This window comes from Microbacterium sp. str. 'China', assembly GCF_002993305.1.
In the GTDB taxonomy this organism is placed as follows: domain Bacteria; phylum Actinomycetota; class Actinomycetes; order Actinomycetales; family Microbacteriaceae; genus Microbacterium; species Microbacterium paraoxydans.
In genome coordinates this window covers 1,957,813-1,981,533 of record NZ_CP027434.1, presented here as the reverse complement: position 1 = coordinate 1,981,533, position 23,721 = coordinate 1,957,813, and the positions used below count along the sequence as shown (strand labels likewise).

Here is a 23,721-nt window from a genome sequence, read left to right as displayed (position 1 = left end):
GGTGAACGGTGTTCAGGAGGATGCGTGCGCTGGCGGGAGCGGGACACGGCGACGATCGCGGAGCCGGGGACTCTGCGTCTCGACGGCGTGGGAGTGACCGTCGACGGCCGCGTGCTCCTCGACGACGTGACGCTGGAGCTCACCGCACCGCGCATCGCCGTGATCGGAGCGAACGGCTCCGGGAAGTCGACGTTCGCGCGGCTGCTGAACGGCCTCATGACACCCACCGCGGGATCGGTCAGCGTCCACGGCCTCGACGCGCTCCGAGAGCGGGCCGCCGTGCGCCGCCGGGTGGGCTTCGTCTTCACCGATCCGGATGCCCAGATCCTGATGCCGACACCGGCGGAGGATCTCGCGCTGTCGCTCCGAGGGCGGGCCCGTGACGAGATCGCCGCCCGCGTGCAGGAGACCCTGGAGCGCCACGGTCTCGGTGCCCACGCCGACATCCCGGCGTCGTCGCTCTCGGGAGGACAGAAGCAGATGCTGGCCCTCGCCGCGGTGCTCCTCGCCGAGCCGGCGCTGATCGTGGCGGACGAGCCGACGACACTCCTCGACCTGCGCAACGCGCGGCGGATCGGAGACCTCCTTCTGTCGCAGGAGGCGCAGGTGCTGATCGTCACCCACGATCTCGAGCTCGCGGCCCGCTGCGACACCGCCGTCCTGTTCGACGGCGGGCGCGTCGTCGAACAGGGAGAGCCCGAGAGGGTCATCGCACGCTACCGGCGGCTGTGCGCATGATCCTGCCGTCCCCGGTCGGTGCGGGACTGCTGCATCGGGTGCCGGCCGGTCCGAAGCTCGCCGGGCTCGCCGTCGCGGCGCTCGCGTTGACGCTGTTCCCGCACGGGCCGCTCAGCATCGCGGTCTGCCTCGCGACCGTGCTCGCGCTCTACCCGATCGCGGGGGTGCCGCTCTCCGCCGCGGTGACGGAGCTGTGGCGGCTGCGTGCGGTCCTGCTCGTGCTCGCGATCGCCCTCGCCGTCTTCGTGTCTCCCGTCGCCGCCTGGGTGAGCACCGGGCGGGTCGCCGTGCTGCTGCTGCTCGCCGCCCTCCTCACCCTGACCACGCGCATGGCCGATCTCCTGGCCGTGCTGCAGCGCCTCCTGTGTCCGCTGCGGCGCATCGGGGTCGATCCGGGGGCGGTGTCGATGGCGGTGTCGCTCACGCTGACCATGGTTCCCGTCGTGGCCGGACTCGCGCAGCGGGTGCGGGACGCGGAGCGCGCACGAGGAGTCCGCCTGGGCGTGCGCGGCGTGGTGCCGCTGCTCGTGCTGGCGCTGCGCCACGCGGATCAGGTCGGCGATGCCCTCGCCGCCCGCGGGGTCGGCTGACGGTCAGGCCAGGACGGCGGTGCCGGGGACGGCGCTGCCGGGGTGTCCCGCCAGCCGCAGCGCCGCGACCAGCAGCAGGACGGCGAGCGCCGCGGTGGCGACCGTCGTGCCGAGCACCAGGAGGAGCACCACTCCGCCGAGACCCAGCACCGTTGCCAGCGCCAGGCGGCGGTGCGACGCCGTCGCCTCCGGCGAGGGGTGATTCTCGAACCGATCGACGCGGACCGCGACCATCGCGGTGAGGACGACAGCGGTCAGGAGCCACAGCGGGCGGGCGGCCCACCACTCCGCGCTGTCGAGCGCGGGCAGAGTGAATCCGCCGAGGAGGGCGACCAGCGCCGTCGCCCCGGCCATCGCCAGCAGCACCGGCATGTGCCAGAGGTAGATCGTCATCGTCCGCCGGGTGACGAAGGCGGTGAACGCGGCCACCGGACGGCGACGACTGAGGCGCCCGATGTGCGCCCGGTACAGGGAGAAAAGCGTCGTGTGGATCAGCCCGACCAGCAGCAGAGCGGACGTCGGCGGGTTGATGTTGGCGATGAGGTCGGGGGAGTACGCGCCGATGAGGAACAGGACGACGAGCACCCCGAGGGCGCCGATGCCGATCGTGACGCGGGTCCGGCGACGAAGGGCGTCCACGCGGCCGTCGGCAAGGAGGAATCCGAGCTGCTGCATCGTCAACCACACGAAGGCGAGGTTGAGGAACCCCACGGCGTCGTTCCCGGTCACGGCCCGCAGGACATCGACCGCCACGGCCGCGGTGGCGAGGACGGTGATCGTGCGCAGGGGCGCGCGCTCGTGCAGGGCGACGAGCGCGGGGAGCAACGCCTGGCACAGCAGGAAGACCCCGAGGAACCAGAGCGGCTGTCCGTATCGGAAGCCGGCGACCGCGATGAGATCCGGTGCGACGCCGACGACGGTGAGCACCGCGAGCGCGACCCCGACCGCGCCGACCGTGAACAGGGCCGGGCGCAGGAGCCGGTGCACCCGACCGGCCACGAAGGCGGTCGCGCTCCCGCCGCGGGCGCGGAGGCGGCGGTACGCGAGGAGCCCGGAGAACCCTCCGATCACGAAGAAGAGCGGCATCACCTGCAGCAGCCAGCTCAGCGGCGCGATCCAGCTCGTGCCGTCGCTCGCGTTCTCGAACACCGGTCCGGTCTCCGACATGGTGACCCCGACCATGACCGCGTGCAGCAGGACGACGCCGAGCACGCACAGCGCGCGCACCAAGTCGATTCCGGTGTCGCGGTGGCCGGTGGGGGCGGATACGGCGGGGGCGGGGGTGCTGAGGCGTGGAGCCGCGGCGATGACCATGAGTCCTCCTGGGAACGGTGTCCTCGGAGGCTATGGAGGCGGTAGGGGACGGGACATCACTCCGTGGTGCCGTCCTGACCCCTACGCAGGGGTGACTCAGGCGGAGGGCTCGACCAGACCGGTGTCGTACGCGAGGATGACGGCGTGCACACGATCGCGGAGACCGAGCTTCGCGAGCACCTTGCCGACATGGGTCTTCACGGTCTGTTCGGCGATGAACAGGTCGCCGGCGATCTCGGTGTTGGAGCGGCCCTTGCCGATGAGGACAAGCACCTCGCGCTCCCGGTCGGTGAGCTCGGCCAGGGCGGTCGCGGACCTGCGCGATGCCGGCCGCCGGCCGGCGAACTGCTCGATCATGCGCCGGGTCACGCTGGGGGCGAGGAGCGCATCGTCGCCCGCCACCACGCGCACGGCGTGCACGAGCTCCTCCGGCAGAGCGTCTTTGAGGAGGAACCCGCTGGCCCCGGCGGCGAGGGCGTCGTAGACGTAGTCGTCGATGTCGAAGGTGGTGAGCATGAGGACCCGCGGCACGTGCGCGGCAGGATACGACGGACCGAGGATGCGGCGGGTGGCCTCGATGCCGTCGAGCTCCGGCATGCGGACGTCCATGAGGATGACGTCGGGATCGAGCCGCGCGGCGAGCGTCACAGCGTCCGCGCCGTCGGCCGCCTGGCCCACCACCCGGATCCCCTCGTGCGCGTCCAGCAGGGCGGCGAAACCGGCGCGGACCATCGCCTGGTCGTCGGCAATGAGCACGCTGATCGTCACGGGTTCTCCTTGTCTTCCGCCGAGGCGGTCGGGGTCGGCGGTACGGCCGTTGCAGACAGCGGCAGGGTGGCCTCGACGGTCCAGCCGCCGTCGTCGGACGGCCCGGCGGCGAGGCTTCCGCCGAGCAGTTCGGCGCGCTCGCGCATTCCCCGGAGGCCGTAGCCGCCGGAGGGGCTCTCGGTCGGCTGCGGTGGTGCGGCGTTGTGCACACGGATGTGCAGGGCATCGACGTCGGCATGGAGCCGGACGGTGACGCGGGCACCGGGCGCGTGGCGGACGGCGTTGCTCAGAGCCTCCTGCACGATGCGGAAGGCGGCGATCTGCACGCCGGGTCCCGCCGCGGAGGCCGCTTCCATCCCCTCCAGCACGAGGCCGACCTCCACCCCTGCCCGGCGGATCGTGTCGACGAGGGCCGGGACGTCGTCCAGTCCCTGCTGCGGTGCGAGCTCGGCGTGCTGGTCCTCGGTGCGGAGCACTCCCAGCATGCGCCGCATCTCGGTGAGCGACGTGCGCGCGGTGGCGGCGATGTCGTCGAACTCGGCGGCGGCCTCGGCGTCGAGGTCCGCGATCCGGTAGCGCGCGGTCGACGCCTGCACCTGGATCACCGACATGCTGTGCGCCACGACGTCGTGCAGCTCCCTGGCGATCCGGGTGCGCTCCTCCACGAGAGCGCGCCGGGATTCCTCCAGCGCGCTGTGCTCCTTCTCCCTCGTGAGCTCCGCCGCGACACGCACACGACCGGCGACGAGGACGGCGATGAGCAGCATCGCGGCAGCGACCGAGGTCGTCACGATGAGATTGGCGGTGGCGCTGCCGGAGCTCGCCGGCGTCGCGACCATGTCCGGGCGCAGCAGCGGCGCCGTCAGCGAGGTCAGTGCGCCGATCACGAGGGTGAGGCCTCCGAGGCGGGCTCCCTGCACGAAGGACATCACGCCCACGAGGAGGACGAAGGACAGGAGGGCCGGTACCGACCAGGGCCAGGGGGAGTGGATCGCGCGCGCCGGCTCGACGAGGAGCGGCAGCAGGAAGGCGCCGGCGGCGAAGACGACGATCGCCGTCCGCGGCCGGGAGGGGACGAGGAGGGGAGCGCCGCACACGGCGGCGCCGAGCAGGAAGGACAGGGGCAGCGGCGTGCCGGAGAGCACCGTCTGAAGGGAGACGAGGAGCGCGTACAGCACGACGACCGCCGCAGTCAGCGCCACGAGGGCGCCGGTGCGACGGCTGATCCGTGGCGGGCGCGGGGTGCGCTCTCGGCGGCGTGCCATGCGTCTCATCCTGCCAGGTGCGCGACCGGCGTACGGCGTCGGCGGAGCGCCGCGATCCGGTCGATGACGACGCCGACCATCAGGGCGATGACGACGCCGATGGCGGCGCTGAGGAGGGGCTGGTCGTGCAGCCACGCGCCCGCGAGCAGCCCGATCGCGAGACTGAACACGCTCCAGCTCACACCGGCGATGAGGCTCAGCGGGAGGAACCGTCGCCACGGGAATCCGAGCGCTCCGGCGGACATGTTCACCGCGACGCGTCCGATCGGGATGTAGCGGGCGCCCAGGATCAGCGTGGCGCTGCGACGGTCCAGCGCACGCTGCGCGTAGGCGAAGGCGGCGGCGACGCGGGGGCGCCGCATCCAGGCGAACCGCGTCGTGCCCAGTCGGCGCCCGATGAGGAACGCGATGTTGTCGCCGATCGCGGCGCCCAGGGCGGCGACGGCACCCAGCAGCACGATGTCGCCGTCGCCGGTGGACGCGGCGACGGCCGCCGCGGCGACGAGGACCGTCTCGCTCGGGACCGGCGGGAAGAACCCGTCGATCACGGTCACCGCGAACAGCACGGCGTACAGCCAGGGGGAGGCGATCGCCTGCAGGATGAGGTCGTTGAGGATGTCCACTCCGGCACCGTAAGCAGGGGGTGGGGAGAGGAGCATCACTCCGGGGTATCGCCTCGGTCACCCTGGAGAGGGATATCCGTGCCGGGCGTCGCCACAGGCAGGGCGGCATATACTGGTTGGCTGGCCGCTCGGCCATCACCTCCTCCCGAACGAACGGACGTCCGCTGTGCTTGCCGTGCACGACCTCGAGATCCGCGTTGGCGCGCGCCTGCTGATGGAGAACGTCTCGTTCCGTGTGTCCGATGGCGACAAGATCGGCCTCGTCGGACGCAACGGTGCGGGCAAGACGACGCTCACCAAGGTGCTCGCCGGCGACGTGCTGCCCTCGGGTGGCACCGTCACCCGTTCCGGCGAGCTCGGCTACCTGCCGCAGGATCCCCGTTCGGGCAATCCGGAAGACCTCGCCCGTACCCGGATCCTCGACGCCCGCGGCCTCGGCCAGCTCAACCTCGGCATGACGGAGGCCTCGCTCGCGATGGGGTCCGACGACCCCGCGGTCGCTGCCAAGGCGATGAAGCGCTACGCCGCGCTCACCGAGAAGTTCGAGGCGCAGGGCGGCTACGCGGCCGAGGCGGAGGCGGCCTCGATCGCGCACAACCTCTCGCTGCCGGACCGCATCCTCGACCAGCCGCTGTCGACCCTCTCCGGAGGCCAGCGCCGGCGCATCGAGCTCGCCCGCATCCTCTTCTCCGACGCGCAGACGATGATCCTCGACGAGCCCACCAACCACCTCGACGCGGACAGCGTGGTGTGGCTGCGCGAGTTCCTCAAGAACTACAAGGGCGGGCTGATCGTCATCAGCCACGATGTCGAGCTCGTGGGCGAGACCGTCAACCGGGTGTTCTACCTCGACGCCAACCGCCAGGTCATCGACATCTACAACATGAACTGGAAGAACTATCTGCGGCAGCGCGCTGCGGACGAGGAGCGTCGCAAGAAGGAGCGGGCCAACGCCGAGAAGAAGGCGACGACGCTGCAGCAGCAGGCGGCGCGCTTCGGGGCGAAGGCGTCGAAGGCGGCAGCAGCGCACCAGATGCTCGCGCGTGCCGAGAAGCTCCTCTCCGGGCTGGAGGACGTGCGTCAGGAGGACCGCGTCGCGAAGCTGCGGTTCCCGAAACCCGCCCCCTGCGGCAAGACCCCGCTCATGGCCTCCGGGCTGTCGAAGTCGTACGGCTCGCTGGAGATCTTCACCGACGTCGACCTCGCGATCGACCGCGGTTCCAAGGTCGTCGTGCTCGGTCTCAACGGTGCGGGCAAGACGACGCTGCTGCGCATGCTCGCGGGGGTCGACCAGCCGGACACCGGCCAGCTCGAGCCCGGACACGGCCTCAAGGTCGGGTACTACGCGCAGGAGCACGAGAACCTCGACGTCAGCCGCTCGGTCCTGGAGAACATGGTGTCGGCCGCTCCGCACATCACGGAGACGGAGGCCCGCAAGGTCCTCGGCTCCTTCCTGTTCACCGGCGACGACGTCCTCAAGCCGGCGGGTGTGCTGTCCGGTGGCGAGAAGACCCGGCTGTCGCTGGCGACGCTCGTCGTGTCGTCCGCGAACCTCCTCCTGCTCGATGAGCCCACGAACAACCTCGATCCGGCCTCGCGCGAGGAGATCCTCGGGGCGCTGGCCCACTACGAGGGTGCGGTGGTGCTCGTGTCGCACGACCCCGGCGCAGTGCAGTCGCTGAACCCCGAGCGGGTCCTCATCCTGCCCGACGGCGTCGAGGACATCTGGAGCCAGGAGTACCAGGACCTCATCGAGCTCGCGTAGCGGGTCGTGGCATAGTCGGAGGATGGCGGCGCACCCGATCCTTCCTCCCTCGGAACTCGCGACGTGGTTGCGCGTGCAGCCCACCCTCACCGGGACGGCTCCGCCGTTGCACCTCGACGACCTTCCGGACGATCCGGTGCTGCTCTTCCGGGAGTGGCTCCGCGCGGCGGCGGCGGCCGGCGTCCCCGAACCGCACGCGGCGACGCTGGCGACCGTGGACGCCGACGGCATCCCTGACGCGCGCACGCTGATCCTCAAAGACGTCGACGCGCGCGGCTGGGCGTTCGCCGGGGCCCGGTCCTCCCGGAAGGCCGCGCAGCTCGGTGCGCGTCCGGTGGCGGCGCTGAACCACTGGTGGCAGCCGCAGCGGCGCGCGGTCCGAGTCCGAGGAACCGTGGAGGAGGCGTCGGCGACCGAGAGCGACGCCGACCTCGCGGCCCGCTCCGCGAGCGCACGCGGGGGTCTGCGACCGGGGGACTGGGTGCTGTGGCGGGTGGTTCCGACGCGGGTCGAGTTCTGGCAGGGGGCGTCCGACCGGAACCACACCCGGATCGTCTACCGTCGTGTCGACGGCCGCTGGCAGCTCGCCGCCCCCGTCCCCGATTCCCCCTCCGCCCCTTCCTCCGCCGCCGTCCCCGGCTCCCTGGTGCGTTAACGCCCCCTTTCCCCACGCGGGCGGCCCGTTTCCGATCCCGCACGGTCGTCCCGCGCGGGATCAAAAAGGGGCGTCCCGGCGCTGCCGCACGCCCGTTTCTGATCCCGCAACCGCGGCGCACGCGGATGCGGGATGGAAAACGGTCACGGGAGCTCGAGGTGAGGGGACTTTTTGAGCTCGGCAGGGCGGGCGGAGGGGAGGGAGGGGAGGGTGAGACCCGGGGTGAGAGGGGGTGGAACGGAGAGTGGCGGGGTGGCACACTGTAGCGATCTGCTCGCCGGAGGGGGACGACCACATGCGCAGGGCACGACGTCGGACTCTCGTCGCCGCGCTTGCGCTGGTCCTCGGAGTCGCCGGAGCGGTGGCCACCGCGGCTCCGGCTCTCGCGGCCGCCCCCGTCGGCGGACCGACGACGCCGGGCATCTGGGGGTATCACACCGTCACGTTCGAGTCCCTCGGCAGCACCGTCGCACAGGTCGCCGTCGCCGACGGAGGGCTGGCGCCGCGGCAGCCGGCACCGACGTCCGCGGAGGGACCGTTCGACGGCTGGGTCACGGGACCCGCCGGTGCCGAGGAGCCCTTCCGGTTCGAGAGCACGGTCATCACGACGGACCTCGTCGTCCGAGCCACCTTCGCGGACACGCGGGTCGTGCAGTTCCTCGCCGGTCCTGCGGGAGAGGACGCGGAACGCATCATCGACGCCGATGAAGTGCGGGACGGCGAGCCCTTGGGCGAGATCGCTCCCGATGTCGCCGAGGTGCCGGACGGAAAGGTCTTCACGGGGGAGTGGTACCGCGAGGACGACCCGACCCGGAGCCCGTACGACTTCGCGACCCCGGTCACCGAGAACTTCCGGCTGGTGCCGATCCTCGTCTCCGGTTTCGCGGTGTCCTTCGTGACGGACGGTACCGCGGTGACCCCGGAGTTCGTCGTCGAGCCCGACACGGCCTTCACCGCGGCGGATCTCGCGGCTGTCCCACCCCCGACCCGCACGGGCTACACGTTCACGCAGTGGTGGGCGGATGCCGCGCGATCGCAGCCCGTCGACCTCCCGCTGACGGACACCACCACGCTCTACGCGGGGTGGCAGGGGCAGGACGTCGAGTACCACGTGAGCTATTGGCTGGAGAAGCCGAACGTCGTTCCCGAGTCCTACCCGTCCCCGGTGTTCACCGCGGCGGGCGCCGCACCCCCGGCGTGGACCGACGACGACGGGAGGCTCAGCGACGCCCAGTTGGCGGATCCGGCGAACTTCCTCTTCCTCGATGACATCGCCTCCTCGGCGACCGCGGGTTCCACCGTCGGGGGCCCGACCGCGAAGGACGACCTCCCGACGCTCATCAAGGAGCTCGTGCGCGCGCAGCTCGACCCCGCCGTCGTGCAGTCCGATCCGCTCACCTTCGCCGACCTGGCGGTGAGTCAACAGGACGTCACGGTGCAGGGCGACGGGTCGACGGTGGTGAACGTCTATCTGACGCGGGCGCTGTGGCGCACGGACTTCCGGCTCATCGCCCCGGGGAGCTCGGCCAATGTGCCCGCCGCGTGCGCCGCCGCGGGCACCTACGACATCACCATGGATGTCGGCGGCACCACCTACTTCGCCTCAACCGTGTCCGGTGGCGCGCAGCTGCTCGGCACGTTCTCGGTGCGCGAGAAGATCGGTTTCGACATGCAGGCCGCGGGCGTGGCACCGGTGCCGTTGTCGCAGACCGACGGGTCCGGGATGATCACCGTCTACGACGCCGGGACGGAGAATCAGAGCTGCGTCCTCCGCGGTTGGGGACCCCAGCAGTTCACGCCGCTGATCTTCACCGCGGTCTACACCGGTGCGGGTGCGGATGTCGGGTCCGTCGATCTCGCCGGACGCACCACGACCATGACCGGCAAGATGGCGGCCGCGTCCACGCAGAACCTCACCCAGCGGTTCGAGTACGCCGAGGCTCTCGACCAGGGCCAGTCGGCGCCGGACGTCGTCCTCGGGCCGGACGGCACCCCGAACGACCCGCTGCGGGTGGAGACGCTCTACGCCAACAACAAGACCGCCGTGCGCGCCGCCGTCCCCGCCGGTCACCAGGTCTTCCAGCAGTACCGGAGCGCCTGGTACTGGGCGTCGACCGGCGATCGGCAGGTGGCGAGCGTCATCGACGGCTTCACGTCGTACGTCGGGTACGGCACCGGAACGAACGCCCAGGGCAACTACTTCCAGCTCGACCAGCCGTCCGGACGGCTCTATCAGCTCAACAACAGCGGGAACGTCAACGACAGATACCGGTACCAGTTCTACAGCCGCAACACGTATGCGCTCAGCTTCGTGACGGGTGGCGGCACAGCGATCCCCGCCGTCACGGGCATCCCCTTCGAGACCTCGCTCGAGGCGTCGGCGCCTGCCGACCCCACCCGGGGTCGCGATGTCTTCCTCGGCTGGTACACCGACTCCCAGTTCAACGTGCCGTTCACGTTCGACGGAGCGACGATGCCGGCCAGCAACCTGGTGCTCTACGCGCGGTGGTTGACGGATCCGCACACGGTCCGGTTCTACGACCATCCCTCCAGCCCGGAGCCCATCGACGAGCTGACGCAGACGGTCGAGGACCAGGGGATGGCGACCACTCCGGATCCGTTGCCCCCGCAACCGGACGGCCAGACGTTCCTCGGCTGGTACCAGCGGACGACAGCCGGCTTCTTCGTGCCGTATGACTTCGACACGCCGGTCGGCGCCGACCTCGAGCTCTACGCCCGGTGGCAGCAGCCGGAGGCCGCTCCCTTCACCCTCCACTACGACGGGGACGGCAACACCGGCGGCACCGTGCCGACGGATCCGCTCGGCTACGACGCCGGATCGAGCGCGATCGTCGTGGACGGAGCGGGACTGACCCGGGGTGACGAGGTCTTCGTCGGCTGGCGCATCGCGACGATCGCGGCGGCGCGCATCATCACGAGCCCCGTGGCGGCTGACGGACTCTTCCAGGCGGGACACACGTTGCGCTTCGCAGGACGAGACATCACGCTCACCGCCGTGTACTCCGATCCGTCTCCCTCGTTCGCCGTGACCTTCCGGGAGAACGGCGGTGCCGACGGCACCGTCACCTGGGATGGGCCTCCGGAGGCGTCCATCACGTATCCCGGAGCATTCGACCTGCTCTTCCGAGGTCCCGGGACCACGTTCCTCGGGTGGTCGGCGTCCGCGGACGCGACGGTCGCCGATCCCGCGTTCGACCGGCTCAGCATCTCGACGCTCACCGCCGACCTCGTCCTCTACGCCGTCTGGGAGGACGCCCCCGTGCCGCCGACGCCCACTCCGCCGTCGAACGGCTCCGGAACGGACCCTGGCGGTGGTCGTCTTCCCCGCACCGGTGGGGACCCGTGGGGCACGTTGCTCCTCGGGGCCCTCCTGTTCGCCACGGGGATCGTGGCGATGACGGCGCGGCGCCGGCGGGGTCCGGGCTGACGATCCCCGGCCCGCTCAGCGGGCGTCGAGCAGTTCGTCCTCGGCGTCCGCGTCGCGGTCGCGGCGTTTCGGCGCCTTCACCGGTGCCGGCTTCCCCTCGACCTCTTCGCGGTGCTTCACGATCTCCGTGCGGATGATGTATCCGATGAAGATGAAGCCCATGATGGCGAACAGGATCCACTGGATCGCATAGGACAGGTGCGGACCCGGGTCGTCGGTGGGGGACTCGAAGCCACCCAGTGCCGTGTCGGCGGCGGGCTGCTCCTCGACCAGGCGTCCGTAGGTTCCGGTGATCACGTCGTCCCCGACGAGGTCGGCGATGGACGGGAGGTGGATCGTGGGCACCTGGCCCTCCGGAGCCCCGCGTCCGGACCCGGGAAGCGGCTCGCCGGGACGCAGGCGGACGGTCACCGTGACCTCGCCGGACGGCGGCGACGGAACGGCGTCCGGGAGCTGCCCCTCGCCCGGGGGCACCCAGCCGCGGTCGACGATGAGCACACGGCCGTCCGCGTCACGGAAAGGGACCAGCACCTCGAACGCGCTCGTTCCGCCGTGGGGACGGTTGCGGACCAGAAGCTGCTCGTCGGCGAGGTACTCGCCCTGCAGCGTGACGGGGCGCCATTCGTCTGCGGGGTCGAGCTCGTCGTCGGCGACCACGTCGGCGAGGGGGACGGCCGGTGCGTCGTAGTTCTGCTCCACGAGCGCGATCTGCTCGGCCCTGGACTCGTTCCGCTCGAACTGCCAGTTCGACAGGAAGACGCAGGCGATCGCGAAGCCGATGGCGATGAGGACGTACACGCCCCAGCGGGTCAGGCGGTTGCTCATGAGGAGGGCACCCCGTCTCGAACCGTCACCGGGAAGTCCCGCGCGGCCAGGTAGTCGTGGAGGAAGCCGACGTGCTCATCGCACGCCAGCCAGATCTTCTCGCGGTCGGCGGCGTGGATGCGCGGGTTGCGCCAGACGACCTGCTTCGTGGCCGCGCTCCGGCATCCGGCGCGCGAGCAGATGAGCTCGCTCATCGGTCCGTGCGGCCTTCGCGGATGGTGATGACGTCGGGGGCGGTCTCCGGAGCGAGCGACGGTGCGGGCGGCGCGTCGATCTCGCGCAGCGGCGACTCGGCGGCGGTCTCCGTGCTGTCGCTGCCCGCGTTGGCGAAGACGACCGCGATGTACGGGAGGACAGCGGCGGCCAGCGCGAAGACCCATGTCCACCAGCCGAAGGGCTGCACGAAGAACATCAGCCCGAAGCAGACGATGCGGATCGTCATCGTGAGGGCGTACCGGCGCACACGGTGGTCACCCTCATCCCGCGGGGACTGCGGCAGTGAGGTGACGGCCGGGACTCGACGTGCGCTCTTCACGATGGTTCCAGCCTACGCCGCCGTGGCGACATCGGCATGCCCGGGCGAGGCGTCAGCTCGCGAAGACGAACGGCAGGGTGAAGGCGCCGAAGACGACGAGGCCGATGATCGTCGACACGATGGTGAAGACCAGCACGCCGATCATGACGTAGCCGAGGATGAGCCCGGCGATCGCCATGCCGCGGCCTCCGAGACCGGGGGTGCGACGGATCTGCCCGAGCGCCATGTGACCGGTGATCACGGCCGCGATCGAGGCGAGCATCGGCACGATTGCCCAGAACAGCACGACACCGGCGATGCCGCAGACGAGGGAGGTGATCGCGAGGCCGCTGGTCGGGCGGGCAGGCGCAGCCCCATACGGCTGCGGGGCCGCGTACTGCTGAGGGGCCGAATACTGCTGAGGGGGCGAGTACTGCTGCGGCGCGGCATGCGCCGGGGGAGTCTGCGGGAATCCCGGGTACGCAGGCGAGGAGCCGGGGGCCGATGGGAGGGCCGGGGGCTGCTCACCCGACGGACCGGAGATACGGGGATCGCTCACTCTGATGCCTTTCGTCGCCCTCAGAGTCCCAGCCCGCCCCTCGTCTGTCAAACGGCCGTCGTGAAGGCGAGAGAGCAACGTCGCTAGGATCGATCACGGTTCGGATTCCCGGCCCTCGACCCCAGACCCAGGAGTGTCCCATGAGCGCGGAGCGCGTCGTCCTCGTCACCGGAGGCAACCGCGGCATCGGCCGCGCCATCGCCGAGCGCTTCGTGCGGGAGGGCTACCGGGTGGCGGTGACCGCTCGCAGTGGCGAGGGTCCGGAGGGCACCCTGACGGTGCGCGCCGACGTCACGGACGCCGCCGCTCTCGACGCGGCCTTCACCGAGGTGGAGCAGCAGCTCGGCCCGGTGGAGATCGTCGTCGCCAACGCGGGCATCACCAAGGACACCCTGCTCATGCGCATGAGCGAGGACGACTTCGACAGCGTCGTGGCGACGAACCTCGGCGGCACGTTCCGCGTCGTCAAGCGGGCCTCGAAGGGGATGCTGCGAGCGCGGTTCGGACGGGTCATCCTCATCTCCAGCGTCGTGGGCCTCTACGGCTCCGCGGGGCAGACGAACTACGCCGCCTCGAAGAGCGCGCTGGTCGGTTTCGCCCGCTCGCTCACGCGCGAGCTCGGCGGACGCGGCATCACCGCCAACGTGGTGGCACCCGGCTTCATCGAGACCGACATGACCGCGGAACTCCCCGAGGAGACGCAGAAGCAGTACAAGGCGAACATCCCCGCCGGACGTTTCGCGACGCCGGATGAGGTCGCAGGCGTCGTGACCTGGCTGGCGAGCGACGACGCCGGCTACATCTCGGGCGCCGTCATCCCGGTCGACGGCGGTCTCGGCATGGGGCACTGAGCCCGGCTCTTCCCGTCAACGATCGATCGCGCGCACGAGGAGCTCGGCGAAACGCTCGGGCGCCGAGAACTGGGGCCAGTGCGCGGAGCCGATCCGGACGACCTCGGCGTCGTCGATCGCCCCGTACTCTTCCGCGTACGGACCCCACTGGCTGATCACGGCATCGAAGGCGTCCTGATCCAGCCCTCCCATCAGCAGGGTGACCGGGATGCGGTACCGCGCCGGGTCGCTCAGAGCGAGCTCGTCCGTCGGCACGCGCGCGGGCACGCTGTGGGTGAGCGGGGCCGTCCTCGCGCGGGTCTCGTCGTCCAGATCGTGCACGTCCTCGTCGGGGAAGAAGCCCCAGCCCGGGAACGGGACGACGCCGTCCTGCACCGGGAACTCGCTGATGCCCGAGCCCGGGGGTGGGGGGCACGGTGTCGACGAAGACGACCCTGGCCACGCGGTCAGGTCGTGCGTCGGCGACTCCCCAGGCGACATTGCCTCCGCCACTGTGCCCGACGACCACCACATCGCCCTCCGCGGCATCGACGGCGGCTACCGCGGCGGCGACCCAGTCCTCGATACCGATGGGTCAGCGGGCGAGGGCGGTGGCCGGCGCGCTCGAGGGCGGGCACGACGTCGTCCCAGCTGGAGGCGTCGAGCCAGAGGCCGGGGATGAGGATGATGTCCATGATCCGACCGTAGACCCGGCCCCGGACATCGGCCAGGGTCAGGGGAGCAGAGGGATGACCGTCCCGAGGTCGATCGGGCCGATGACAAGGCTCGCGGACTCGCGGACGGCGGGCTTGGCGTTGAAGGCGAGGCCCAGGCCGGCGACCGCCATCATCGGGAGGTCGTTGGCGCCGTCGCCGATCGCGATGGTCGCATGCGGCGCCACGCGGAGCTCCTCGGCCCAGGTGCGCAGCCAGAAGGCCTTGGCCGTGCCGTCCACGATGTCACCGTCCACCCGGCCCGTGAGCGCGCCGTCGGCGACCTCGAGGCGGTTCGCGCGCCAGCGGTCCACGCCGAGTCCCGGTGCGACCTCGTCGAGGATCTCGTGGAACCCGCCCGAGACCACGCCGACGACTCCGCCCCGTGCGTGCACGGCGGCGGTGAGGTCGCGGACGCCCGGGGTCGGCTCCACGCGGGCGCGAACGCGGGCGAACGCCTCGACGGGAACGCCCGCGAGAGCAGCGACCCGGGAGCGGAGGCTCGTCGCGAAGTCGATCTCCCCGCGCATCGCGGCTTCGGTGGCCGCCTGCACCTCGGCCCGACGCCCGGCCTCCTCTGCGAGGAGCTCGATCACCTCGTTCCGGATGAGCGTGGAATCGGCATCGAGGACGACGAGGAATCGCGCGGTGGTCACCCCCCGAGCCTAGCGACCCGGGGGACCGGAGCCCGTGCCGCATGACGCGTCAGCGTTCGATGAACACGCCCTTGCCCACGACCGTGATCCCCGACTCCGTGACCGTGAACCCGCGGGCGAGATCGCGTTCACGGTCGACTCCGACCGTCGCGCCGTCGGCGAGGACCACGTTCTTGTCGAGGATCGCGCGGTGCACGCGGGCACCCTGTCCGACGTGCACGTGATCGAACACCACGGAGTCCGTGATGGTCGAGCCGCCGCCGGCCAGGGTCCACGGCCCCACGACGCTGCGTTCGAGGTGCGTGCCGGAGAGCACCGACCCCAGCGAGACGATCGAGTCGATGGCGTTGCCGATCCGCCCCACCGAGTCGCGGACGAACTTCGCCGGCGGGGAGTTGACCGCCTGCGAGTGGATCGGCCACTCCATGTTGTAGAGGTTGAAGATCGGGAGCGTCGAGATCAGGTCCCGGTGCGCGTCGAAGAACGAGTCGATCGTCCCCACGTCGCGCCAGTAGGAGCGGTCGCGCGGCGACGACCCCGGGACCTCGTTCTGCTTCATGTCGTAGTAGCCGGCCTCGCCGCGGTCGACGAAGTACGGGACGATGTCGCCGCCCATGTCGTGGCTCGACGTGGGCAGCTCCCCGTCGGCCTCGACGGCCGCGATCAGGGCGTCGGTGTCGAAGATGTAGTTGCCCATCGAGGCCAGGACCTCGTGCGGGGAGTCCGCGAGACCCGTGGCGTCGGTCGGCTTCTCCAGGAACTGGCGGATCCGCCCGGATTCCGGGTCGGCGTCGATGACCCCGAACTGGGACGCCAGAGCGAGCGGCTGACGGATGCCGGCGACCGTCGCCTTCGCGCCGGACTCGATGTGCGCCTCGAGCATCTGCCGGAAGTCCATCCGATAGACGTGGTCGGCACCGATCACGACGACGATGTCGGGCTTCTCGTCGTTGATCAGGTTCATGCTCTGCAGGATCGCGTCGGCGGAGCCGGAGAACCAGCGCTTGCCCAGGCGCTGCTGGGCCGGGACCGAGGTCACGTACGAATCGAGCAGGGCCGACATGCGCCAGGTCTGGGAGATGTGCCGGTCGAGGCTGTGCGACTTGTACTGCGTGAGCACGACGATCTGTCTCAGCCCGGAGTTGATGAGGTTCGAGATGGCGAAGTCGATCAGGCGGTACTGGCCGCCGAACGGGACGGCGGGTTTTGCGCGGTCGGCCGTCAGCGGCATGAGTCGCTTGCCCTCGCCGCCAGCGAGGATGATCCCGAAGACCTTCTTTGGAGCGGACATGGGTCCACCATAGATCCCGTCCGGCGCGGGGAACTAGCATCTGGACAACCCGCTCGATAGCGTCTAGGCATGCGAGTCGAGATGATCACCAAGGAGTATCCGCCGGAGATCTACGGAGGCGCGGGTGTGCACGTCGCCGAACTCGTCTCCGCACTGCGTCGGGACATCGATGTGACGGTGCGTGCGTTCGGCGCGCCGCGCGACGAGGAGGGCACCTTCGCCTACCGCGCTCCCGAGAGCCTCTCCGCCGCCAACCCGGCGCTGCAGACGCTCGGAACGGACCTGGAGATCGTGTCGGCCATCGCGGGCGCCGACGTCGTGCACAGCCATACCTGGTACGCGAACTTCGCAGGACACCTCGCCTCCCAGCTCCATGGGATCCCGCACGTGCTCACGGCGCACAGCCTCGAGCCGCTGCGGCCGTGGAAGGCCGAGCAACTCGGGGGCGGCTACGCCGTGTCGAGCGGTATCGAGAAGCTCGCCTACGAGAACGCCGCCGCGGTGATCGCGGTGAGTGCCGGCATGCGCGCGGACATCCTCCGCAGCTATCCGCAGGTCGACCCCGCGCGGGTCCGGGTGATCCACAACGGGATCGATGTGGAGCGCTGGCGTCCGGTCCAGGATCGAGCTTTCCTCTCCTCGATCGGCATGGATCCTGACCGACCCTCGGTGGTCTTCGTCGGACGCATCACGCGGCAGAAGGGTCTGCCCTACCTCCTGCAGGCGGCACGGCTGCTGCCGCCCGAGGTCCAGCTCATCCTCTGCGCCGGTGCTCCGGACACGCCGGAGATCATGGCGGAGGTCCAGGAGGGGGTGCGGCTGCTGCAGCAGACCCGAGAGGGCGTGGTGTGGATCGAGCGGATGCTGCCGCGGGACGAGCTGTCGGCGATCCTGGCCGCAGCGAGCACCTTCGTCTGCCCGTCCGTCTACGAGCCGCTCGGGATCGTGAACCTCGAGGCCATGGCCTGCGGAGCGGCCGTCGTGGGAACGGCGACCGGCGGCATCCCCGAGGTCGTCGACGACGGCGTGACGGGCCGGCTGGTCCCCATCGAGCAGGTGCAGGACGGTACGGGCACACCGACCGACCCCGACCGCTTCATCGCCGATCTCGCGGCAGTCCTCACCGAGGTCGCCACGGATCCGGCGCGGGCGCGGGAGTACGGGGAGGCCGGTCGGGAGAGGGCCCGCGCGAAGTTCAGCTGGGGCGCGATCGCCGACGAGACGCGCGCGCTCTACGCAGAGCTGTCCGCCTGAGCCGATAGGCTTTCGGTATGCCGATCGCTCTGGAGTTCACCGACGTCGTCGTGCGCCGAGAGGGGCGCAACATCATCGATCACGTGACCTGGCAGGTCTCGGACGATCAGCGATGGGTGATCCTCGGGCCGAACGGTGCGGGGAAGACGACCCTGCTGCAGCTCGCCGACACGCTGATGCACCCCACCTCGGGCACGGTCACCGTCCTCGGCGAGACACTCGGACGCGCCGACGTCTTCGAGATCCGTCCGCGGATCGGGTTCGCGTCGTCCGCCATGGCCAAGCGCATCCCGCGCGACGAGACGGTGCTCAACACCGTCCTGACGGCGGCGTACTCCGTGCTCGGGCGCTGGAACGAGAGCTACGAGGACATCGACGAGCGGCGTGCGCTGCGCGTGCTGGGCGACTGGCGTCTCGCGCACCTCGCCGACCGCACCTTCGGCACGCTGAGCGACGGCGAGCAGAAGCGCGTGCAGATCGCCAGGGCGGTCATGACGGACCCGGAGCTCCTGCTGCTCGACGAGCCGACCGCCTCGCTCGACCTCGGGTCGCGCGAGGAGCTGCTGGCTCTGCTCGGCGGCTATGCGTCGGCGCCGACGACGCCCGCGATGCTCATGGTGACGCATCACGTCGAGGAGATCCCCGTCGGGTTCACGCACGTGCTGCTGATCCGCGACGGTGCCGTGGTCGCCGCGGGCCCGATCGCCGAGACGCTCACCGCGGATGCCCTGGGCGAGACCTTCGGGATGCCGATCGCGCTCAGCAGCGAGGACGGGCGCTACTCCGCCCGCGCCGCCTCCTGACCTCGGTCCCCGTGGGTCACTGAGTTCGGTCCCCGCTGGGTTACTGAGCTCGGTTCCGATGGGTTACTGAGCTTGTCGAAGTACTGGTAGAATCGATCCTTGGTGCGTTCGGCACCACAGACTTCCCTCGTCCCTGGCACAATCCAGGGCAGCAACAAAGGAATCCCATGAAGACTGACATTCACCCCGAGTACAAGGCTGTCGTGTTCCGCGACCTGGGTTCGGGCGAGACCTTCCTCACCCGCTCCACCGTCACGAGCGACAAGACGATCGAGCTGGACGGCGTGGAGTACCCGGTGATCGACGTCGAGATCTCGTCGGCCTCGCACCCCTTCTACACGGGCAAGCAGCGCATCATGGACTCGGCCGGCCGCGTCGAGAAGTTCAACCAGCGCTTCAAGGGCTTCGGCGGCTCCTCCAAGTAAGACCGCCCACGAAGGCCCCGTACTCCTCGGAGTGTGGGGCCTTCGTCATGCGCGGGGTGGGCGAGTCGCTCAGACGTCGATGACGATGCGTCCGCGCTCGATGCGGCCCGGCGGATCTCCGGGGGTCGGCGCCGGGGCCGTGCGCCGGGTCTGCCGGTCTCGCTCCTGGCCCGCCTCGTGCGCGGTGGGGGACCACACCGCGTCGAAGACGCCGACCAGCCCTCCGGACCCGGCCTGCTCGTACTTCTCCTCGACGGGACGACGGGAGAGGGAATGCCGGATGCCCACGAAGAACAGCACTGGCCCCGTGCCGAGCACAAGGACGATCGTGGTCCACCCGAGCAGATGCTCCATGGCCCCAGGATAGATCGCGGAGCGCGGCGGTGACATCCGTCGCGCGGCGGAGGTCAGCGGAGGCGGCGTCCGTGGGCGAGGTCGATCAACCGCTCCAGCACGGGCCCCGTCCGCAGGCCGTTGTGCTCATGCTCGCTCGTCACCCACGGGGTCACACCGGGGAGGAGGCGGGCGGTCTCCAACGAGAACTCCAGGGGCACATACACGTCGTTCACGTACACGGCGGCGGCGCCCGTCGCCCCGGAGGCGGCGAGGGCGGCGGTGTCGTAGATCCGCGGCCAGGGGTGCTCCGCCAGGATGGACGTCACCTCGCGCCAGGGCTGCAGCGCCGGGACGGTGTCGGCCCACTCGCGGCGGATGTGCTCGCCCGTGAAGAGGGTCGGATCGTCGCGGAAGTCCGTCGGCTCGACGCGCTCGGCGGACCACCGCGTGGTGTGCCCGTTCGCATAGCTCGACTCATGGAACGCGTAGTACAGCGGGTTGCGGCCGCCGAAGGGCATGGCGTGCTGGAGGTCGTGCCGGAAGGCGTTGGACGCGGGATCCCGCTCCAGCAAGGACCAGACCGTCTGCCAGCCGTCGTCGGTGCCGAGCGCGGAGCCGACGGAGCGCAGGCGCGAAGGCGACACGACCTCGCCGTCGGGAAGGACGAGCTCACCGGCGTCCGCGAGATCGACCAGGCGTCGCATGACGTCGCGGTGCTCCGGGAAGCGCCGGTAGTACCGCTCGGAGGCCGTGCGCATCTTGTCGAAGCAGAGCGCGTACACCTCGTCCGGATCGCGCTCGACCGTGCTGAGACCGCCGGTGATGAAGACGTCGTCGAGGGAATCCGCGTGGGTGGACAGGTAGGCCAGCGTCGTGAAGCCGCCGAACGACTGACCGAGGACGCTCCAGGTCGATGCCCCCAGATGCTCCCGCAGTGCCTCGCAGTCGCGCACGATGGCATCCGCACGCAGGTGCGTCAGGTGCTCGGCGACGGCTTCGGCGCCCTGCGCGAGGTCGCCGTCGCCGACGGGGGAGGAGAGGCCGGTGCCGCGCTGGTCCAGGAGTACGAGCCGATAGTGCGCGAGGGCCTGATCCAGCCACGCCGGTGCCGTGGAGGCGTGGAAGGGGCGCGGCGCCTCGTGGCCCGGCCCGCCCTGCAGGAAGACCAGATAGGGGAGGGCCTCGCCGCCCTCGCGTGCCACCACGCGGGCGAACACGTCGATCGTGCGCGTGTCTGCCGGGTCGTCCCACACGAGGGGGACCGTGAGCGTGTGGTCCTCGAGCACAAGGTCGAGCAGGCGGCGGCGGATGACAGTGGTCATGGTCACATCACATTCCCGATGTAGGAGTACTTCACGAAGACCTCGGCGGCGATGCCGGACTCGTCGAGGACTCCCTGGACGGCCGTCATCATGTAGTTCGAGTCCCAACCCATGTAGAGGAAGTGCGTGTCGTCGAGGTCGTCCCACTGCCCCTTCCACGCCTTGTCGCGGTAGATCGGTCCGCCGTGGGTCGCGCAGTAGGCCAGAGCGGCCTCGGTCGTGTCGGTCCAAGCCCGACGGAACACGCGATTGAACAGGTGCTTGACGTCGTACACCTCCCACCGCTCGCCGCGGTATTCCACGTAGTCGAACTCGCGCTCCCACCCCGCGGGCCAGCCGCGGCGGCGGACGGCGTCGAGGATCGGGGTGAGGCCGTCGTCGTCGATCTCGGGCAGTGCGGGTCGTGCCCACACGCGGACGAGGTCGGCCGTCAGCGCCACCGTGCGTGCGGTGATGGCCGCCGTGCCCCAGGATTCCTGTGCGGCGAGGGCGCGGGTTGCCGGCACCGCGCTGCGGGCGTAGGCCTCATCGCGTTTGGCGGGGAAGGAAGCGCCGAACACCCGCTCCGTCAGCCCCTGCTCCAGGAGCGTGAGGTTGCCGAGGGTGGGTGCGAGGGCACGGTGGCTGTTCTGCTCGTCCTCGGAGTACTCGCTCCAGGGACGCACGCCGTCGCCGGACCAGGCGTCGCCGGGCACGGCGGGCACGATGTGCTCGACGTCGAAGCCGTCCACGTCGTCGACGCCCTCGAGCCGGCCGAGCACGTAGGCCGGATACGGCAGCTCGCTGTATTTGAGCACGGCGCTGACCCGCTCGTCGGAGGGGGTGATCCGCGCGATGGCACGGGCGAGGGCGTCGTGTCCGTCGCGACGGGCACGACAGAGCCGGGCGATGAGTCGCTCGGCAGGGAGATTCACGAGCGCGCGGCGCAGGAACATCGCCTGCAGCCACTCGAGCGTCTCGATGAGCTGAGCTCGGTCGATCAGCCCGCGCGCGTGATCGCTGTAGGCGCTCATGATCAGCGGGTACGAGGAGCGTCCGAACGTGTTCACGTACCCCAGCTGCCGCGCGATCTCCGGGTCCTGCTCCTTCGTCGGATCGAGGAGGATGCCGTAGATCTCCGCATAGTGCCGCCACGTCTCGGCGTCGGCCTGGAGGTGGGCGACGTCGACGCGCGGGAACGACTGGCGGAAGGCGCTGTACACGCCGTGCTCTCCGTTCGCCGCCACCTCCCGCCCCGTCACGAGTACGAGATAGTGGCGCCAGAACGCGCCGATCGCCTCGCCCGTGTGCTGCTCGATCGGCAGCCAGAACCGGGCTTCCACGTCCAGCTGCTCGGCATGGTTCAGGCCCATGAGGATGTAGTTGTGGATCAGCTCGTGATCCCGCAGCGGCTCGCCGGTGGAGTTCAGGCTCTCGAAGATCTGCTGCGCGTTGGCCTGGGCGCCGAGCGTGATCGAGACGTGCTCCAGTCGCTGCAGCCCCTGCCAGATGAACGGCACCTCGTCGGCATGGATCTGGCTGCGGAAGAATGCGTAGTTGTCGTCGAAGCGCGACTCCCGGTCGAGGTCGTCGCGGCGATCGAGCACGACCGACTCGTAGAGATCGGCCCAGGCGTCGTGCGGACGGAGCTTCGTGCGCTCGGGATCGTCGGGGCGGACCAGCACGCGGGCCAGGTCGGCGGCGAGCTCCGGATCGCGGTCGCGCACCGAGTGATGCAGCGCGGCGACGAGGAGCATGAGCGTGGTGAGGCGCTGCTGCCCGTCGATGAGGATGAGGTCGGCGTCCGGACCGGAGCCGTCCTCGGCGGAGAGGATCGAACCGATGAAGTGGCGATGCGCGTCGTCTTCCGCGGCCACCGCCCTGACGTCGGAGAGGAGCCGCTCGCAGCCGCCGATGTCCCAACGGTACTGCCGCTGGTAGACCGGGACGACGATGGTCGTGCGTCCCGCCGCGAGCCATTCGATCGTGTTGACTGCCGTCGCCTCGACGTTGGTCGCGGTGCTCATGCTGGTGTCTCGTCCTCCCGTAGCGACAGGCGCCACGGACGCGCCGGGTGCCCCGCCCAGTCTATTCGCTTATCCACGGCGACCCTCCGGGGGAGGGCCAGGTCCCGCTGTTAGCCTTGCCTTATCAGGGCCTGTTAAAACGTGCTGGCCCCCGATGAAAGGAACATGACTCGATCATGGGATACATCAAGTCCGCAGCGCTGGAGGAGAAGGGCTTCGTCGTCCTCGACAGCTACGACCAGGAGGCCGACCCCAAGGAGTGGCTCGACATCGAGTACGTCGACTGGAAGTCCTCGGGCGACACCCGGTTCGCGCCCCTCGCCAGCGCCTTCGGCGACATCGAGTGCAACGGCTTCTGGAACCACAAGCCGCCGCGCACCGACAAGGACGGCGTCTGGATCGACGAGCAGACCGCCAAGGCCCCGAACCTCACGCGCCGTGCGCAGGAGCCCGGCGCGAACGTCGGCCGCTGCCGCGTCATCGAGCTGCAGCCGACCCCGTACGGCGACTGCCTCTACAACCTCCACCAGGACGACAACAACCGCCTGAACCCGGACGGCACCGGCTGGGTCGTGCGCGGGTTCTTCAACCTGACGGACGACAAGGACAGCTACTTCGTCCTGCGTGAGAACCGCACGGACCCCAGCATCGAGTACCGCATCGCCCTCCCGGCCGGTGCGCAGCTCATCGTCGACACCCAGCGTCTGTGGCACGCGGCCACCCACAACGGCACCGACCCGCGCTACTGCCTCATCACCTCGTGGACCTCCGGTCCCGAGCTCGACGCCTACATCGAGAAGTACCACGGCACCGACGACGTCCCGAACGTCGAGGTCCCGCAGGACGTGCTCGAGTTCGGCTACGCCGAGCAGGCCCGCAAGGACGCCGCTCGCGCGGCCTACTACGCGGCGAAGGGCCAGCAGGTCAAGCAGGCCATGAGCGAGGCCTGAGCGTCCCCATGCCGCGTCGCTGAGCGTCCCCGTACTGGGTCGCTGAGCGTCCCCGTACTGGGTCGCTGAGC

Annotated in this window: 24 protein-coding genes; 10 read left to right on the top strand and 14 right to left on the bottom strand. The window is 70.3% G+C overall.

The window, feature by feature from the left end; all coding sequences use genetic code 11:
- Nucleotides 1–24 precede the first annotated feature (24 nt).
- Together C6C15_RS09535 and C6C15_RS09530 are read left to right on the top strand one after the other, a co-directional pair.
- Nucleotides 25–738, top strand: coding sequence for an energy-coupling factor ABC transporter ATP-binding protein (locus C6C15_RS09535; protein ID WP_234024113.1), 714 nt, complete (start codon nucleotides 25–27; stop codon nucleotides 736–738).
- On the top strand, nucleotides 735–1,328 hold the full coding sequence (locus tag C6C15_RS09530; protein ID WP_105949938.1) for an energy-coupling factor transporter transmembrane component T: 594 nt from the start codon (nucleotides 735–737) through the stop codon (nucleotides 1,326–1,328). Before C6C15_RS09535 ends, C6C15_RS09530 begins: the two co-directional genes overlap by 4 nt.
- Before the next feature lie 3 nt (nucleotides 1,329–1,331).
- On the opposite strand, the gene C6C15_RS09525 is transcribed toward C6C15_RS09530, so the two are convergent.
- The 4 genes from C6C15_RS09525 to C6C15_RS09510 form a co-directional block, all read right to left on the bottom strand.
- Entirely contained in the window at nucleotides 1,332–2,642 is a 1,311-nt protein-coding gene (locus tag C6C15_RS09525; RefSeq protein WP_105949937.1) for an acyltransferase family protein, read from the bottom strand.
- A 96-nt stretch (nucleotides 2,643–2,738) separates the two neighbouring features.
- The gene (locus C6C15_RS09520) at nucleotides 2,739–3,410 is read right to left on the bottom strand and encodes a response regulator (RefSeq protein WP_105949936.1); all 672 of its coding nucleotides are present in this window, start codon (nucleotides 3,408–3,410) and stop codon (nucleotides 2,739–2,741) included.
- On the bottom strand, nucleotides 3,407–4,675 hold the full coding sequence (locus C6C15_RS09515; RefSeq protein WP_105949935.1) for a sensor histidine kinase: 1,269 nt from the start codon (nucleotides 4,673–4,675) through the stop codon (nucleotides 3,407–3,409). Before C6C15_RS09515 ends, C6C15_RS09520 begins: the two co-directional genes overlap by 4 nt.
- A 5-nt stretch (nucleotides 4,676–4,680) precedes the next feature.
- A complete protein-coding gene (locus C6C15_RS09510; RefSeq protein WP_105949934.1) occupies nucleotides 4,681–5,298 on the bottom strand; it encodes a DedA family protein in 618 nt (205 codons plus the stop codon).
- 166 nt (nucleotides 5,299–5,464) lie between these two features.
- On the opposite strand from C6C15_RS09510, the gene C6C15_RS09505 reads away from it, so the two are divergent.
- The 3 genes from C6C15_RS09505 to C6C15_RS09495 all read left to right on the top strand — a co-directional run bounded on the left by C6C15_RS09505 (nucleotide 5,465) and on the right by C6C15_RS09495 (nucleotide 11,166).
- Nucleotides 5,465–7,063, top strand: a complete 1,599-nt coding sequence (locus C6C15_RS09505) for an ABC-F family ATP-binding cassette domain-containing protein (protein WP_060921888.1) — start codon at nucleotides 5,465–5,467, stop codon at nucleotides 7,061–7,063.
- A gap of 22 nt (nucleotides 7,064–7,085) precedes the next feature.
- The gene (locus tag C6C15_RS09500) at nucleotides 7,086–7,718 is read left to right on the top strand and encodes a pyridoxine/pyridoxamine 5'-phosphate oxidase (protein ID WP_105949933.1); all 633 of its coding nucleotides are present in this window, start codon (nucleotides 7,086–7,088) and stop codon (nucleotides 7,716–7,718) included.
- A gap of 295 nt (nucleotides 7,719–8,013) precedes the next feature.
- Nucleotides 8,014–11,166, top strand: a complete 3,153-nt coding sequence (locus C6C15_RS09495; protein WP_105949932.1) for an InlB B-repeat-containing protein — start codon at nucleotides 8,014–8,016, stop codon at nucleotides 11,164–11,166.
- 15 nt (nucleotides 11,167–11,181) lie between these two features.
- On the opposite strand, the gene C6C15_RS09490 is transcribed toward C6C15_RS09495, so the two are convergent.
- From C6C15_RS09490 to C6C15_RS17225, 4 genes are read right to left on the bottom strand one after another with little or no spacing between them, the layout of a single operon-like run.
- Nucleotides 11,182–11,991, bottom strand: coding sequence for an SURF1 family cytochrome oxidase biogenesis protein (locus C6C15_RS09490; RefSeq protein ID WP_105949931.1), 810 nt, complete (start codon nucleotides 11,989–11,991; stop codon nucleotides 11,182–11,184).
- On the bottom strand, nucleotides 11,988–12,185 hold the full coding sequence (locus C6C15_RS09485) for a hypothetical protein (protein WP_060921850.1): 198 nt from the start codon (nucleotides 12,183–12,185) through the stop codon (nucleotides 11,988–11,990). The genes C6C15_RS09490 and C6C15_RS09485 overlap by 4 nt, the downstream gene beginning before the upstream one ends.
- Entirely contained in the window at nucleotides 12,182–12,526 is a 345-nt protein-coding gene (locus C6C15_RS09480) for a DUF3099 domain-containing protein (protein WP_082750016.1), read from the bottom strand. The genes C6C15_RS09485 and C6C15_RS09480 overlap by 4 nt, the downstream gene beginning before the upstream one ends.
- A 52-nt stretch (nucleotides 12,527–12,578) precedes the next feature.
- Nucleotides 12,579–13,064, bottom strand: a complete 486-nt coding sequence (locus C6C15_RS17225) for a DUF4190 domain-containing protein (RefSeq protein ID WP_234024112.1) — start codon at nucleotides 13,062–13,064, stop codon at nucleotides 12,579–12,581.
- Between the two features lie 140 nt (nucleotides 13,065–13,204).
- Here C6C15_RS17225 and C6C15_RS09470 point away from each other — a divergent pair, with 140 nt between their 5' ends.
- Nucleotides 13,205–13,915 (top strand): beta-ketoacyl-ACP reductase, encoded by a 711-nt coding sequence (locus C6C15_RS09470; RefSeq protein WP_060921849.1) that lies wholly within the window; start codon nucleotides 13,205–13,207, stop codon nucleotides 13,913–13,915.
- Between the two features lie 15 nt (nucleotides 13,916–13,930).
- Here C6C15_RS09470 and C6C15_RS17445 read toward each other — a convergent pair whose 3' ends face one another.
- From C6C15_RS17445 to C6C15_RS09455, 3 genes are all read right to left on the bottom strand, one after another.
- The gene (locus C6C15_RS17445) at nucleotides 13,931–14,290 is read right to left on the bottom strand and encodes an alpha/beta fold hydrolase (protein ID WP_324970195.1); all 360 of its coding nucleotides are present in this window, start codon (nucleotides 14,288–14,290) and stop codon (nucleotides 13,931–13,933) included.
- 337 nt (nucleotides 14,291–14,627) lie between these two features.
- Nucleotides 14,628–15,263, bottom strand: coding sequence for a phosphoserine phosphatase SerB (serB, locus tag C6C15_RS09460; protein WP_105949930.1), 636 nt, complete (start codon nucleotides 15,261–15,263; stop codon nucleotides 14,628–14,630).
- 49 nt (nucleotides 15,264–15,312) lie between these two features.
- Nucleotides 15,313–16,554, bottom strand: coding sequence for a glucose-1-phosphate adenylyltransferase (locus tag C6C15_RS09455; RefSeq protein WP_060921847.1), 1,242 nt, complete (start codon nucleotides 16,552–16,554; stop codon nucleotides 15,313–15,315).
- Between the two features lie 69 nt (nucleotides 16,555–16,623).
- Here C6C15_RS09455 and glgA point away from each other — a divergent pair, with 69 nt between their 5' ends.
- The 3 genes from glgA to C6C15_RS09440 all read left to right on the top strand — a co-directional run bounded on the left by glgA (nucleotide 16,624) and on the right by C6C15_RS09440 (nucleotide 19,036).
- Nucleotides 16,624–17,808 carry a glycogen synthase gene (glgA, locus tag C6C15_RS09450; protein ID WP_105949929.1) on the top strand — a complete coding sequence of 395 codons (1,185 nt, stop codon included), beginning with the start codon at nucleotides 16,624–16,626 and terminating at the stop codon, nucleotides 17,806–17,808.
- 17 nt (nucleotides 17,809–17,825) lie between these two features.
- Nucleotides 17,826–18,611, top strand: coding sequence for an ABC transporter ATP-binding protein (locus C6C15_RS09445; RefSeq protein ID WP_025103627.1), 786 nt, complete (start codon nucleotides 17,826–17,828; stop codon nucleotides 18,609–18,611).
- Nucleotides 18,612–18,778: 167 nt separating this feature from the next.
- Nucleotides 18,779–19,036: a type B 50S ribosomal protein L31 gene (locus tag C6C15_RS09440; RefSeq protein ID WP_025103626.1), complete on the top strand. Its 258-nt coding sequence runs from the start codon at nucleotides 18,779–18,781 to the stop codon at nucleotides 19,034–19,036.
- A 69-nt stretch (nucleotides 19,037–19,105) separates the two neighbouring features.
- Here the strand turns inward: C6C15_RS09440 and C6C15_RS09435 are convergent, their stop codons facing one another.
- The 3 genes from C6C15_RS09435 to C6C15_RS09425 are packed head-to-tail and all read right to left on the bottom strand — an operon-like array spanning nucleotide 19,106 to nucleotide 22,700.
- Nucleotides 19,106–19,390, bottom strand: a complete 285-nt coding sequence (locus C6C15_RS09435; RefSeq protein WP_126893090.1) for a hypothetical protein — start codon at nucleotides 19,388–19,390, stop codon at nucleotides 19,106–19,108.
- A 53-nt stretch (nucleotides 19,391–19,443) separates the two neighbouring features.
- Nucleotides 19,444–20,700: an alpha/beta fold hydrolase gene (locus C6C15_RS09430; RefSeq protein ID WP_199787643.1), complete on the bottom strand. Its 1,257-nt coding sequence runs from the start codon at nucleotides 20,698–20,700 to the stop codon at nucleotides 19,444–19,446.
- Nucleotides 20,697–22,700 (bottom strand): DUF262 domain-containing protein, encoded by a 2,004-nt coding sequence (locus C6C15_RS09425; protein ID WP_105949926.1) that lies wholly within the window; start codon nucleotides 22,698–22,700, stop codon nucleotides 20,697–20,699. Before C6C15_RS09425 ends, C6C15_RS09430 begins: the two co-directional genes overlap by 4 nt.
- Before the next feature lie 176 nt (nucleotides 22,701–22,876).
- Between C6C15_RS09425 and C6C15_RS09420 the strand changes: the two genes are divergently transcribed.
- Complete coding sequence (locus tag C6C15_RS09420; RefSeq protein WP_025103622.1) at nucleotides 22,877–23,650, top strand: hypothetical protein; 774 nt, start codon at nucleotides 22,877–22,879, stop codon at nucleotides 23,648–23,650.
- Nucleotides 23,651–23,721: the final 71 nt, after the last annotated feature.